This is a genomic window from Salmonella sp. SA14318 (assembly GCF_029866905.1).
Classification (GTDB): domain Bacteria; phylum Pseudomonadota; class Gammaproteobacteria; order Enterobacterales; family Enterobacteriaceae; genus Salmonella; species Salmonella enterica.
In genome coordinates, this window is the sequence record NZ_CP123282.1 from 4435863 (window position 1) to 4450228 (window position 14366).

General features: G+C 52.9%; 10 protein-coding genes. 5 read left to right on the top strand and 5 right to left on the bottom strand.

Annotated features, from left to right (window positions below):
• Nucleotides 1-10: 10 nt before the first annotated feature.
• Both QEN32_RS21105 and QEN32_RS21110 read left to right on the top strand, forming a co-directional pair.
• On the top strand, nt 11-1114 hold the full coding sequence (locus QEN32_RS21105; RefSeq protein ID WP_000374031.1) for a glycerol dehydrogenase: 1104 nt from the start codon (nt 11-13) through the stop codon (nt 1112-1114).
• Nucleotides 1115-1372: 258 nt separating this feature from the next.
• Nucleotides 1373-1996 carry a DUF1287 domain-containing protein gene (locus QEN32_RS21110; RefSeq protein ID WP_000666689.1) on the top strand — a complete coding sequence of 208 codons (624 nt, stop codon included), beginning with the start codon at nt 1373-1375 and terminating at the stop codon, nt 1994-1996.
• 57 nt (nt 1997-2053) lie between these two features.
• Here the strand turns inward: QEN32_RS21110 and katG are convergent, their stop codons facing one another.
• The 3 genes from katG to QEN32_RS21125 all read right to left on the bottom strand — a co-directional run bounded on the left by katG (nt 2054) and on the right by QEN32_RS21125 (nt 7040).
• Nucleotides 2054-4234, bottom strand: a complete 2181-nt coding sequence (gene katG / locus QEN32_RS21115; RefSeq protein WP_265322355.1) for a catalase/peroxidase HPI — start codon at nt 4232-4234, stop codon at nt 2054-2056.
• A 164-nt stretch (nt 4235-4398) separates the two neighbouring features.
• Nucleotides 4399-5289, bottom strand: a complete 891-nt coding sequence (metF, locus tag QEN32_RS21120) for a methylenetetrahydrofolate reductase (RefSeq protein ID WP_265322356.1) — start codon at nt 5287-5289, stop codon at nt 4399-4401.
• 194 nt (nt 5290-5483) lie between these two features.
• On the bottom strand, nt 5484-7040 hold the full coding sequence (locus QEN32_RS21125; protein WP_000865252.1) for a bifunctional UDP-sugar hydrolase/5'-nucleotidase: 1557 nt from the start codon (nt 7038-7040) through the stop codon (nt 5484-5486).
• Nucleotides 7041-7175: 135 nt separating this feature from the next.
• On the opposite strand from QEN32_RS21125, the gene QEN32_RS21130 reads away from it, so the two are divergent.
• The 3 genes from QEN32_RS21130 (at nt 7176) to mscS (ending at nt 10393) form a co-directional block, all read left to right on the top strand.
• The gene (locus QEN32_RS21130) at nt 7176-8300 is read left to right on the top strand and encodes a hypothetical protein (RefSeq protein ID WP_001728570.1); all 1125 of its coding nucleotides are present in this window, start codon (nt 7176-7178) and stop codon (nt 8298-8300) included.
• Nucleotides 8301-8534: 234 nt separating this feature from the next.
• Entirely contained in the window at nt 8535-9533 is a 999-nt protein-coding gene (locus QEN32_RS21135; RefSeq protein WP_265322357.1) for a sugar porter family MFS transporter, read from the top strand.
• Between the two features lie 2 nt (nt 9534-9535).
• Nucleotides 9536-10393 carry a small-conductance mechanosensitive channel MscS gene (gene mscS / locus QEN32_RS21140; protein WP_000398251.1) on the top strand — a complete coding sequence of 286 codons (858 nt, stop codon included), beginning with the start codon at nt 9536-9538 and terminating at the stop codon, nt 10391-10393.
• Nucleotides 10394-10508: 115 nt separating this feature from the next.
• Here mscS and QEN32_RS21145 read toward each other — a convergent pair whose 3' ends face one another.
• On the bottom strand, nt 10509-12941 hold the full coding sequence (locus QEN32_RS21145) for a bifunctional aspartate kinase/homoserine dehydrogenase II (RefSeq protein WP_000110805.1): 2433 nt from the start codon (nt 12939-12941) through the stop codon (nt 10509-10511).
• A 2-nt stretch (nt 12942-12943) separates the two neighbouring features.
• Complete coding sequence (gene metB, locus QEN32_RS21150; RefSeq protein ID WP_000197213.1) at nt 12944-14104, bottom strand: cystathionine gamma-synthase; 1161 nt, start codon at nt 14102-14104, stop codon at nt 12944-12946.
• Nucleotides 14105-14366 lie beyond the last annotated feature (262 nt).

The following is a 14366-nucleotide window of genomic DNA, read 5'->3' on the forward strand; positions in this document are numbered from 1 at the left end:
AGAGAAATGTATGGATCGCATTATTCAGTCACCAGGTAAGTATATTCAGGGTGCAAACGTCATCGCGCGTCTTGGCGATTATTTAAAACCAATGGCGAACAACTGGCTGGTTGTGGGCGATAAATTCGTGCTGGGATTTGCCGAAGAGACGCTGCGCAAAAGCCTGACGGATGCCGGTTTGTCAGTAGAAATCGCCCCGTTTGGCGGCGAATGTTCGCAAAATGAGATCGACAGGCTGCGCGCCGTCGCCGAGAAAAGTCAGTGTGGCGCCGTACTGGGTATCGGCGGCGGTAAAACGCTGGATACCGCCAAAGCGCTGGCTCACTTTATGAACGTCCCGGTCGCTATCGCGCCGACCATCGCCTCTACCGACGCACCGTGCAGCGCGCTCTCGGTTATTTATACCGATGCCGGTGAGTTTGACCGTTATCTGTTGCTGCCGCATAACCCGAATATGGTCATTGTCGATACGCAGATAGTGGCGGGCGCGCCGGCGCGTCTGCTGGCAGCCGGTATCGGCGATGCGCTGGCGACCTGGTTTGAAGCGCGCGCCTGCTCACGCAGCGGCGCCACCACAATGGCGGGCGGCAAGTGTACACAGGCCGCGCTGGCGCTGGCGGAGCTATGCTATAACACGCTGATCGAAGAAGGCGAAAAAGCCATGTTGGCCGCCGAACAGCACGTCGTCACGCCAGCGCTGGAACGCGTCATCGAAGCCAACACCTACCTGAGCGGGGTCGGTTTTGAAAGCGGCGGTCTGGCCGCAGCGCACGCGATTCATAACGGTTTAACGGCGATTCCGGATGCGCACCACTATTATCACGGTGAGAAGGTCGCTTTCGGTACGCTGACGCAACTGGTGCTGGAAAACGCGCCGGTCGAAGAAATCGAAACCGTTGCGGCGCTGTGCCATTCCGTTGGCCTGCCGATTACGCTGGCGCAACTGGATATTAAACAGGATATCCCGGCAAAAATGCGCACCGTCGCGGAAGCCTCCTGCGCAGAAGGTGAAACTATTCATAACATGCCTGGCGGCGCAACGCCGGATGAAGTGTACGCCGCGCTGCTGGTCGCCGACCAGTACGGTCAACGCTTCTTGCAGGAATGGGAATAAGGTCTGAGCAATACTCCTGACGATAGTCAGGAGTATTTCAGCTTGCTGACCCAACAGAATTCATTTGCCGAATATCGACACAGGCACCTTATCTGGCCTTGTTATCCAATCATCCAGGCCGGGTAAGCGAAGCGCCATCATCAGGTATTCCATAGCCTGGAATCAGTCCATTTTGTCCTGAAATAGACTTTTTTATCACGCACCATTCTCTCCGCGGAAAGTCAAATGACGTACTGACACACTTCACGGATGAAGAAGATGAAATTCGCACAGGCACTTATCGGTATTCTTGCTGCTTTTTTTATTAGCCATATCTCTCATCATTCGCCACGCTCTGATACCAGACCAATAACCGTTCAGGCGCAAACTAATGCTGCAATCGCCCAAAGTGCCGGGACGCAAATAGGTAAGACGCTATTTTATGATGCTGCCTATGTTCGTCTGGATTATCCGAATGGCGATCTTCCGCTGGAGCGTGGCGTATGTGCAGATGTCGTCATCCGCGCGCTGCGCAGTCAGCAGGTTGATTTACAGAAACGGGTACATGAAGACATGCAGGCGCATTTCTCTGCCTATCCGAATAACTGGAAGCTGAAACGCCCGGACAGCAATATCGACCATCGCCGCGTTCCGAATCTGGAAACCTGGTTCCAGCGTCAAAACAAAGCGTTGCCGGTGACAGATAAATATAGCGATTATCAACCGGGAGATATTGTCTCCTGGCGACTGGATAACGGCCTTGCGCATATTGGCGTGGTATCCCTGAACGTCACGCCTGAAGGGGTGCCGCTGGTTGTGCATAACATAGGCGCGGGAGCACAGGAGGAAGATGTATTATTTAACTGGAAAGTAACGGGACATTTTCGTTATTTTTCGCATTAAACGCGGAAAACGTCAGCGACTACCGAATAGCAGCCGCTGACGAATTAACCTATCAGATTATTGCAGATCGAAACGGTCCAGGTTCATCACTTTCACCCATGCCGCGACGAAGTCCTTCACAAACTTCTCGTGCGCATCGCTACACGCGTAAACTTCCGCCAGCGCGCGCAGTACGGAGTTGGAACCAAACACCAGATCGGCGCGGGTCGCCGTGTATTTCACCTCGCCAGTCAGACGATCCCGGCCTTCGAACAGCTCATTAGATTCGTCGGTCGGTTTCCACTCGTAACGCATATCCAGCAGATTAGCGAAGAAGTCAGTGCTGAGCACGCCCGGTCTGTCAGTAAAGACACCGTTCTGGCTGCCATCAAAGTTGGTTCCCAGCACACGCATCCCGCCAACCAGTACCGTCATTTCCGGCGCGGTCAACGTTAACTGCTGCGCTTTATCAATCAACAGCGATTCGGTCGTCGACACATCCAGACGCGCACGATAGTTACGGAATCCATCGGCAATCGGTTCAAGCAGCGAGAACATCTCAATGTCGGTCTGATCCTGACGCGCATCCACCCGGCCCGGCGCAAAAGGTACGCTGATGCTGACACCCGCAGCAGCGGCCGCCTGCTCGATACCGACCACGCCCGCCAGCACAATAATATCGGCCAGCGAGGCTTTATTCGTCGTTTTCTGGATCTCTTCTAATACCGGCAGAACGCGAGCCGCAACGGAGTTGACCTCCCAGTCGCGCTGAGGCGCTAATGCCAGACGCGCGCCGTTAGCGCCGCCACGCTTATCGCCGCCGCGGAAAGTAGACGCGGATGCCCAGGCAACCGAAACCATCTCGCTAATAGAAAGCCCGGATGCAGCGATCGCCGCTTTCAGGTTGATAATGTCTTCCTGCGTTGGCTGATAGAGCGGTTGCGGCAACGGGTCCTGCCAGATCAGATCTTCTTTCGGGACTTCCGGTCCGATGTAACGCGCTTTTGGTCCCATATCTCTGTGCGTCAGTTTGAACCAGGCACGAGCAAAGGCTTCATTAAAGGCCTGCGGATCGTTAAGGAAACGACGGGAAATCTTCTCGAACTCCGGATCAAAACGCAGCGTCAGGTCGGTGACCAGCATGGTTGGCTTACGTTTTTTCGACGGATCGAACGGGTCCGGGATGATGTCCGGCGCGTCTACCGCTTCAAACTGGATAGCGCCAGCCGGACTACGGGTTTGTACCCACTCATATTTGAACAGGTTCTCGAAGAAATAGTTGCTCCACTGGGTCGGCGTCTGCGTCCAGACCACTTCCAGCCCGGAGGTGATAGCATCCGCGCCAACGCCGCTACCATAGCTGCTGGCCCAACCTAAGCCCTGCGCTTCAATCGGCGCGGCTTCCGGATCGGCCCCTACATGGGATGCCGCTGCCGCGCCGTGGGTTTTACCGAGGGTATGCCCGCCAGCGATCAACGCCACGGTCTCTTCGTCGTTCATCCCCATATTGCCAAAGGTAGCGCGAATAGCGGCGGCGGCAGAAAGTGGTTCGCCGCTGTGATCCGGCCCTTCCGGGTTAACGTAGATAAGGCCCATCTCGGTCGCGCCCAGCGGCGCTTTTGCCAGCGCTTCAGGGTGTCGGTGAGTCAACCAGGCTTTTTCATCGCCCCAGTTCACATCCAGATCCGGTTCCCAGACATCTTCACGCCCGGCGCCGAAACCGAAGGTACGGAAGCCGGAGTTTTCCAGCGCCACGTTACCCGCCAGAATAAACAGGTCGGCCCAGGAAATTTTCTGGCCATATTTCTGCTTAATCGGCCACAATAAACGACGCGCCTTATCCAGGCTGACGTTATCCGGCCAGGAGTTAAGCGGCGCAAAACGCTGTTGACCACGACCCGCGCCGCCACGACCATCAATAGAACGGTAGGTGCCAGCGCCATGCCAGGCCATACGAATAAACAAACCGACATAGCTGCCCCAGTCGGCGGGCCACCACGGTTGTGAATCGGTCAGCAGCGCCTTGAGATCCCCTTTCAGGGCGGAGTAGTCTAACTTGCTAAACTCTTTGCGGTAGTCAAAGTCTTCACCCAGCGGGTTAGAACGGTTGGAATGTTGATTCAAAAGATCCACACGAAGCTGGTTCGGCCACCAGTCGCGGCTGGCTGTCCCTGCGCCTGCGCTTCGGTCATGCCCCCCCTGATGGAAAGGACATTTTCCAGTGGATAACGTGTTATGGGTATCGTCGGTCGTGCTCATATCTCAGCTCCCTTTTAAAGTGTTACCGTTACGATATACACCAGGAGCAAATAGATATAGTTGAATTAATCCACAGATTCGATAGCTAATACCTTTTATATTTTTAGTTACAGAGATGTAGATCAATATGAGATGTAATAAAGCTCCCGGCAGGGAGCTGGAGGTTATAAACCCGGTCTTACGCCCAGTGTGTGGCAAATGGCATAACTCATTTCCGCACGATTCAACGTGTAGAAGTGGAAATCCTTCACTCCTTCGCGACTTAAAATTTTCACCATGTCCATCGCAATGTTAGCGCCCACCAGCTTGCGGGTTTCTGCGTCATTATCCAGCCCCTCAAACATCAGTGACATCCAGGACGGAATGCGGACATTGGTCATATCGGCAAATTTTTTCGCCTGTTTAAAGTTAGACACCGGTAAAATGCCGGGAATAATTTCTACGTCGATACCGGCAGAAACACAGCGGTCGCGAAAACGCAGGTAGCTTTCCACATCGAAGAAAAATTGGGTTATCGCGCGGTTAGCGCCAGCATCCACTTTACGCTTCAGATTAAGCAGATCGGCCTGCGCGCTTTTCGCTTCCGGATGTACCTCCGGATAGGCCGCTACTGAAATATCGAAATCGGCCACCTCTTTGAGCAAACCAACCAGATCGGCGGCGTACATCTCCGGCTTACCGCTGCCCGGCGACAAATCACCGCGCAAAGCGACAATGTGGCGGATACCGTTATTCCAGTAGTCGCGGGCGATGGTGCGCAGTTCATCGCGCGTGGCGTCAATACAGGTAAGGTGCGGCGCGGCCTCAAGCCCAGTACGCTCTTTAATGCCTTTAATAACGCTATGAGTGCGGTCGCGTTCCCCGGAGTTGGCGCCATACGTTACCGAAACAAACTTCGGTTTCAGACTGCTCAGGCGATCGATGGAGTTCCACAGGGTTTGCTCCATTTCACTGGTGCGCGGCGGGAAAAATTCAAACGAAACGTTAATCTGACCCTGTACTTCCGCCAGGCTCTGATTCAGGGCTTCCCGCTGGTTGGCGTGAAAAAAGCTCATACCTTACCTCATCAATCGCATGTTATTATTTGTTGTGTTGTAAACATCTATCCGTTTAGACGTCCAGATGTAAAAATGACGGAAAAGCGGAAGGACGTCAACTGAAAAATCACGCCAAAGAATGAGGAATATTCAGCAAAGTTGAATTTTCTTCATGTCACGCCGCGACACTGAACGCGCCGCGGCAGGGGAAATTACTTCTTCACATCCGCAACGCGCATCCCTTTGAGCTGCTCATCCGTGATGGTGTTGCCCGCCTTAAAGTAATCAACTATCGCATTCGACACATAGTAGCCGCCGGAGGTGTTCCGCGCCTGGCCTTCCGTGAATGCCGCAAAACCATCGCCGCCGTCGGCAAGGAAGCTGTTGGTGGCAATGTGATAAACCGTAGCATCGTCAATCGGCTTGCCATTGAGCGTCAGCACGGTAACCCGCTGGCCGACAGGTTTGCTGCTGTCATACTTCATCTCCAGCCCTTTAGACACCTGCAATACGCCGTTGCTTAATCCAGCGCCATGCTCCATCAGGCTGCGCAATTGTTTACCGGTTAAATCCATCGTGACCAGTTCATTAGGGAACGGGAAGGTACTGATTACCGCACCCATCGTCACCGCGCCAGCCGGGATTTCGTTGCGGATACCGCCAGAGTTAGTAAGCGCTAACTGGGTGTCTTTCCCCGCCGTAAAAAGCAGCGCATCCGCCGCCAGATTCCCCAGCGACGACGATTCGCCATAAGCGCGCGTTAACTCGACCGGCGACTGGGCCACCGTTTGCTGCACGACTTTATCGAGCTTTTTGTTCCAGCCGTCGATCACCTGTTTCGTTTGCGGATCGGGCTTCCACTCATCAGCAAAAATGGTCTTCAGCTCGAAGTTCTTCACCGTAAAGTGGTGTGGTTTCTCTTTGTAATCCAGCACCAGTTTACCCACATCAATGCCGCCGCTGTCCGTTGAAAGAATCAGCGTATTACCGACTTTAATCGGTTCTGGCGTACCGACATGCGCGTGGCCGGTAATCAAAATATCCAGCCCTTTTACCTGACTTGCGGTCTGAATATCTTTATCCAGCGCGCGTCGCACATCGGTATTCCCCATGCTGGACTGGCGGGCCGGGGTGCCTTCGTGGATCAGCGCGACGGTCAGATCGACTTTACCTTTAAGTTCATCAATGTAACGTTGCAGCCACTTAATTTCATCGCGTGCCTCAATGCCCACGCGCGTCGCGGCGGATACCGTATCATTAAAAGCAAAGACACCGTGTAAGCCGATTACGCCAATCTTGACGCCATCTTTTTCAACAATGGTGTACGGCTTATCCCAGAAGGATTTACTGCTGTCCTCATAAAAAATATTGCCCTGTACGATAGGGAATTTCGCCCGGCTCAGTTGCAACAATGTATTGTCCCAGCCATGATCGAACTCATGATTACCGATAGTGGCAGCGTCATACTGCATGGTATTCAAAATATCGATAATCGCTTTACCCTTCGTCAGGCTGCTGATATACGGTCCGGTAAAGTAATCTCCGGCATCAAAAAACCACGTCGCCTTATTTTTGGCTTTTTCCTGCTTCACCAGCGTAGTGATATTGGCCCAACCGCCAATATCGCGTTTACCGTCAGCAATCCACGGCACTTTATAAGGCTCCACATGGGCGTGTAGATCGTTAGTGTAAATAATGGTGACATCTTTGGCGCAGGCCCAGAACGGCAGCGTGAACAAAATACCGGCAGCAAGCAGTTTTACTTTCATAAATAAGTCCCTTTCAGTCATATAAAGATTCGCTACGTTACGTTCTGAAAGGTTTTTTTATGTGAGAGTCCTCACACCCGCGTACCGTTTTATGAAGGCAGAATCAACGACCTGCCAAAATCGTTGGTAAAATGTATGCCGCCTCTGTTCACCATTAATGCCTGCAAAAGCGCTGGTTGTCGCAATCTTGGGCTGCCTGACTCGCCGGATTATGTGTGGCCGGACTATCGCCTGGGTTATCCGGCATTGCATTGTCGAGCCTGCGGCAGTTATCCGCCGCTCTTCAACGAGGGGGAATTTCGCCGCTGGGCGTCTGCTTATATCGCGCAATATGCCAAAGAGCATGGTCACTTTTGTCCCGACTGCTATCAAAAAACATGGATTCGCTATGGACGTAATCCCGGCGGAACGCAGCGACTTCAGTGCCAGTACTGTAAGAAGGTCTGGACGCCAAAACAGCACGCGCTGAATGTCGCCGAAACGCCGGAACAGATTTGCAGTATTCCGCTGCTCGTACCGTTTCAGGGAGCGAATGCCTTCCAGCAATTGTATTTTTTATTCAGTTTTGACGCTGTTCGCGGCAATATTCTTCACCTTTCCAGCAATTTCACGTTACTTTCTGCCGGAAAGAGTTTGCATTACCACTGGAAAGGAATTGCGCCGCCCGAGGGTGAGAATGGCGATATTATTCACCGTATCGCCACTAAAGAACGGCAATTTTTACAGCGCAGTCAGTTCGATGAGATTCAGTATGGCCCGGCGGCGCTTAAACGTAACGCGCAAGGAACAATACTTCGCCCGGTCATTACGGCGCATGGTCATTTTCGGGTGCTGAAAAACCGCTTTCCTGATGTCACGACACACATCATTGCCCATGAGTGTTTTTTGCGCGGCGCGGTCATTACGGCATGGGCGGAGCGGTTTCGCCAGCGTCTCTCCTCGCTGTGGTTCGTTGAGGAAGAGATAAACGATGACGATTGCCGCGCAGAGTGGCAACTGTTAGGCAAAACATGGCAGGGATGGTGGCAAAATCAGTGGCAGCTCTGGGGGCAAGGTCACAACCGCAAAATGGTCTGTTCGTTAACCGGTTCCCACTTAGAACAAGGTGTCGCCGTTAATCTGGCGGCTAGTCGCCGCTTTGTTACCTGGCTATGGCAACAACCTGAATTCCAGCAAAGCGCCCACTATTCCGCCAAACGCGTCACGCAAATTCTGTATTTGCTGACGGAAAAATATAACTCACAATGGAATCACATTTAACCCAATGATGTAATGCCACGCATAAAAAATCACAGATTATCATTCAGAAGGCGCTATAGATTTAATCACCTCACATCCTACTTTTATACGCTGAAAAAGAATAGAACTATTTGATAAAATGGCCCTTCGTTTTAAGTTAAAATTGGCTATAAACGTTATTCACATAATCAATATTTATTATCAATTTAAATAGCTCTATACATTCTTATTTTCTATGGAAAACAAGGGATAAATATGGAAATTACTTTACCGTCAATGTCAGATAAAAAATGGACCTGCGCCGATCTCCTGAGTAGCTATCGATTCTGGGGGATCACTTTTTTCTTTTTGGTGCTCTCTTTTATCAGTTCGCTGGGATCGTCGTATGGTGTTTATTTTTGGAGTAAATCACTGTCTATTCCAGCCGATCGTATTGGTGTTATTCTCGTTTGCGGCCAACTGGGATACCTCCTGGGTATGGTTGCCAGCTGGTTTGTCTGCCGTATAAAAAATTGTTACCCCTTCTACTTTGTTGCGCTCCTGTTAATCATTGGCGTGGTCTGTTCCTTCTGCATAAATGGCCCGTCTGACGTAGTCAGGCTTATCATAGCGCAGTTTTTAATTAATCTGGGTATGGGGATCGTAACGCTGTTAGTCCCCATGCTGCTTTTCAGCGCTATCGGCAGTGCTCAGACATTTGTTATTTTATTTAGCCTCTGCTTACTGTTCAAATTTATCATCGCTGGCTATCTGTCTATATTTATATACTCAATTCCTTATATAGGAATAATCGTAATTACTTTAGCGGTTATCGCGCTTTTGCTACTATTACCGCTCAAAAAAGAACTTTTCTATATTGCACCGCCCAAAAGGTTCTCATCAACCCAGCGACCTGAGTGCGCAGAACCCCTTGTCGTCGCATTATTGGGCTTTTTCATTCCATTTTATATTATTTATTGGTTCTTCAGAATTCACCGGGAAATGCAATTTGTGGCGCCTTCGTCCCGACTCATGACCGCATGTGGCGCGGGATGGCTGTCAGCCATTATGCCGTTTGGCACAGCCATATTGTGTCTGACGCTTAGCGACGAAATCCGCGATCTGCTGGCGAATAAAAACGAAGATGGCGGAATACGAACCGGCTGGACACTATTCTGGGCGTTACTGCTGCCACCCGTCGGCGCGGCGATTATCCAGGCAAAAATGAACCGTTTTATTACCGCTAATACCGCGGATACTGCTGACAGAGGATAAACATGGAAGGTTTTGAGCTATTTCCAAAAATTAAAGGCGCGATCAAATGGATGGCCGAGCACAGTGACTCGGTAATTCATTTTGGCTGGAATGTTGTTGCCGCCATCATTCTACTTTTCATCGGTAAGTTAATAGCTCGCTTACTATCGAGGGGGCTGGAAAAATTACTTCTCAGGCGGCAAGTGGATGCCACTATTGTCCACTTTTTCTCCGCGCTGGTTCGCTACATCACGATAGCTTTCACGGCAGTAGCCGCTCTTGGCCGTGTCGGTATAGAAACCTCCTCAATTATTGCCGTTATCGGCGCGGCGGGTTTAGCCATTGGTCTGGCGCTGCAAGGGTCACTTTCCAACTTTGCCGCAGGCGTACTGCTTGTCTCCCTGCGCCCTTTCCGCGCCGGGGAAATTGTACAAATTGGCCTGGTTATCGGCACAGTAGAAAAGGTCCATATTTTCTCCACCACTCTGCTCACTGCGGATAGCAAAGAAGTTGTCATCCCGAATGGTAAAATTATTGCTGATAATATTATCAACTATTCACGACACCCCTATCGACGTATTGATCTGATTATTGGTGTGGATTACCAAAGCCGTATTGCTGACGTAAAAAGCGTGATACATCGTATTATTGAGCAAGATCATCGCATTGATAAAACCCGCGATATTACGGTCCGCCTGGGCGAACTTGCGCCCTCCAGCCTGAATTTCTATGTTCGCGTATGGGTGCCCAACGCTCAGTACTGGAGTACTTACTACGATCTTCTGGAAAATATCAAGGAAGCAATGGATGAAAACGGCATCAATATTCCTTACCCCCGGATGGATGTCCGGGTTGAGAATGTAAAAAGCATCACGCCATAATGTTTCGTCAGCAATCGGATGGCGCTTCGTATATCAGTATCTACAGAATGACTGCATAACGTATTGATGAGGGAGCGAAGCGCAACCCGGCGCTTCGCTCACGAACTTGCCTTTATTACAGCAACTGCGCCAGGCGGTTGATATCCGACTGAATCGCCCCGGCGGTCACATCTCGACCCGCGCCCGGCCCACGGATCACCAGCGGGTTATCGCGATACCAGCGGCTTTCAATAGCAAAGACATTATCGCACGGCAGCAGCGCCGCCAGCGGATGTTCCGGACGCACCGCTTCAACGCCGACGCGCGCTTTGCCATTGGCGTCGAAACGCGCCACGTAACGCAACACCAGCCCCAGTTCGCGGGCTGCCTCCAGACGCTGCACCATCTGTTCATTCAGCGCGTCGCCGTTTTCGAAAAAGTGATCGATAGACCCTTCTTCACAGTGCGCCGGCACCAACGATTCTACACGCACCTGATCCGGCTCGATGTCGTATCCCGCCTCGCGCGCCAGAATCACCAGCTTACGCATGACATCTTTTCCGGAAAGATCGACGCGCGGATCGGGTTCGGTCAGCCCCTGCTGCCAGGCCTGATCCACCAGATCGGTAAACGGCACCGTACCGTCAAATTGCAGGAACAGCCAGGATAGCGTCCCGGAGAAGATCCCGCTGATCGAGAGAATCGTATCGCCGCTGTCAATCAGATCCCGCACCGTGTGGTTGATCGGCAATCCCGCGCCCACGGTGGCGTTATACAGCCAGTAACGCCCGGTTTTTTCAAACGCGTCATGAATCTGGCGATACTTATCGCTGGCGCTTGCGCCCGCCAGTTTATTGGCGCTAATCACATGAAAACCGTGGCTGGCGAAATCCAGATACTGATCGGCCAGTTGCTCGCTTGCTGTCACATCCAGCACCACTAAATCATCATACGGATGCGCACGCATCCACAGGAATAGCGACTCTTCGTCCTGCTCAACGGCTTCATCATCAAAGAATGCCAGCGCGCGGCTGGCGTCCAGCCCTTCATAATTCAACAGGCTACGGCGGCTATCCACCACGCCCGCCAGCACAAATTCAAAACCAGTACGCGCGGAAAGCGTGCTTTGTTCACGGGCAAATAGTTCCAGCCAACGGGAGCCGATGTTCCCCTTACCGAACAGCATCAGGCCAATGCGTTTTTCGGCGCGGAAAACAGACTGATGCAGCCCCTGAATCAGGCTCTCAGTCGGGCCGGTACGCAGCACCGCCACCAGACTGATGCCCTCCTCCGACTGCCAGGTAAACTCCACTGGCTGACCTTTCAACTGCTGCCAGAAGCGATGGCAGTGTAGCGGATTGCGAGTAACGCCCGCACCGACCATCGCCACCAGCGCCAGCCCCTGCCGCAGGCGCAATTCGCCCGGCAGCCCGACATCGTCGAGGAGTTTCAGTACACTATCCGCTACCTCGGCGGTATAGCAGAACTGCAATAGCTGGCGATCGCGATGCACGCCCACCGCCAGCGGACGCGCCTGCGCCCGTTTTAAAATGTGGTCGAGCTCTTTATGCGCCAGCCTGAAATCCTGGCTGGCTGGCACCTGAAACTCAATCAGACAGATGTCATCGTGACTGGTCACGATACGCGCGCCCGTCCCGGAAGCCAGCACTCGTTCAATTCGGGTTGACCCTTGATCCGGCGTGTAGCTACAGCGCAACTGCAAATCGATATCGCTGCCGGACACTGGCTGTAGTGTGCGGGCGTGCAGAACAGGCGCCGCCAGACGCGCCAGCTCGCTGGCTTCGTCCAGACGCAGCAACGGCAGCAGGCAGGCATCTTTCACTTTGCGCGGGTCGGCGCTATAAACGCCCGCGACATCGCTCCAGATGGTCACGCGGGAAACGCCCGCCAGCGCGCCGATTTGCGTGGCGGAATAGTCGGAACCGTTCCGGCCTAACAGGACCGTTTCGCCGTCGTGATTGCGGCTGATAAAGCCGGTCACGACCAGACGTTTGCCAGGATGCTGCGCCAGTAGCTGTTGCAATAAAGGATAAGATAGCCCTTCATCAACCTGCGGCTGTGCGGCGCGTTCGGCGCGTAAAAATGCGCGCGCGTCCAGCCAGGCGGCATCCAGCCCCTGCTGATTCAGGACGGCGGACATCAATCTCGCCGACCAAATTTCGCCGTGTCCGACGATCTCAGCATAGACGGCATCCGTTACGCCGCCGTCGAGCAAGGCGGCAAGACGTTCCAGATCGCTGATAAAAGCGCTGGTTAAGTCATCTGCCGCGTCGGCGGGAAGCAGCCCGCTAATCAGATCGCACTGGTAGCGGCGTAACGTCTGTAATACCTGATGCGCAGAAAGGCGATCGGTCTGGCTTAACTTGAGCCAGCTAATCAACTGGTTGGTGGTACTGCCTGCGGCGGACACTACCATCATATCGTCAGGCTGCGAATACTCCGCCATAATGCCTGCGACACGCAGGTAACACTTCACATCCGCCAGACTACTGCCGCCAAATTTATGCAGTTGACGACCTTTCGCCCCTGCCTGCGCAATCACACTCATGTTTACCCCTTGTTTGCAGCCCGGAAGCCATTTTCCAGGTCGGCAATTAAATCTTCGCCATCTTCAATACCGGTGGAGATACGCAGTAGCGTTTCGGAGATCCCGGCGGCGGCACGCGCCTGCGGCGACATACCGGCATGCGTCATGGTGGCGGCGTGAGAGATCAAACTTTCCACTCCCCCTAAAGATTCCGCCAGCGTAAACAACGACAGCCCGCCCAGAAAACGACGTAGCGTCTCCTCATCCCCATCCAGTTCAAAACTCAACATTGCGCCAAAGCCTTTTTGCTGGCGCGCGGCAATTTCATGCCCCTGATTTTCCGGCAGCGACGGGTGATACAGTTTTTTCACCAACGGCTGGGTTTGCAGATATTTCACAATCGCCTGCGCGTTGCGCTGCGCCAGCTCCATACGCGGCACCAGAGTTCGCAAACCGCGCAGCAGCAGATAGCTATCAAACGCCCCGCCAGTGACGCCAATATTATTCGCCCACCACGCCAGTTCAGTGACCATTTCCGGATCTTTAGCAATCACCACGCCAGCCACGACATCCGAATGACCGTTGAGATATTTCGTGCATGAATGCAACACCAGATCGGCACCCAACGCCAGCGGATTTTGCAGCGCCGGGCTTAAAAACGTGTTATCAACGACGCTCACTGCGCCCGCCTCGCGCGCCAGCCGACAGATTTTCGCAATATCCACCACGCGTAACAATGGATTACTTGGACTTTCTACCAGTACCAGCTTCGGTTTTTCTTCCAGCGCCGCCTGTAAGGCGCGTTCATCGCCCTGATCGACAAACCGCACACGATAACAGCCGCGTGTCGCCAGACTGTCAAACAGACGATAACTGCCGCCGTAGCAATCATGCGGCGCGACCAGCAGATCGCCCGGCTTGAGGAAAACGGTGGTGACCAGATGAATCGCCGACATGCCGGTATTCGTCAATACCGCGCCTGCGCCGCCTTCCAGTTCCGCTAATGCGCGCTGAACCACATCACGCGTGGGATTACCGCGGCGGGAATAATCATGCGCGCGCGGCTCATTGAAACCGGTAAAGTTATAGGTACTGGAGAGGTGGATTGGCGGCACAACGCAGCCGTATTGCTCGTCGTCGTTTAATCCGCTACGCACTGCGATAGTGGCCTGTTTACGCGTCATATGAAGATATTCCTGGCTGAGTCGGTGAAAGTCAGACCACAGATTAACCACTACCACAATAGACGTCAATACATCTGGACATCTAAACTTCTTTGCGTATAGATTGAGCAAACCGCAAATAGCCGTTAAAATTATATGCATTAGCGCACATCTGCGACCGCTAACTTCGTGTCAGGGCCGCGCCACTACGGTAAACTACGCGCGATTATGGTCCGGGCTCAGGTTCAGACCTCAATATTAATGACGAAGAGGATTAAGTATC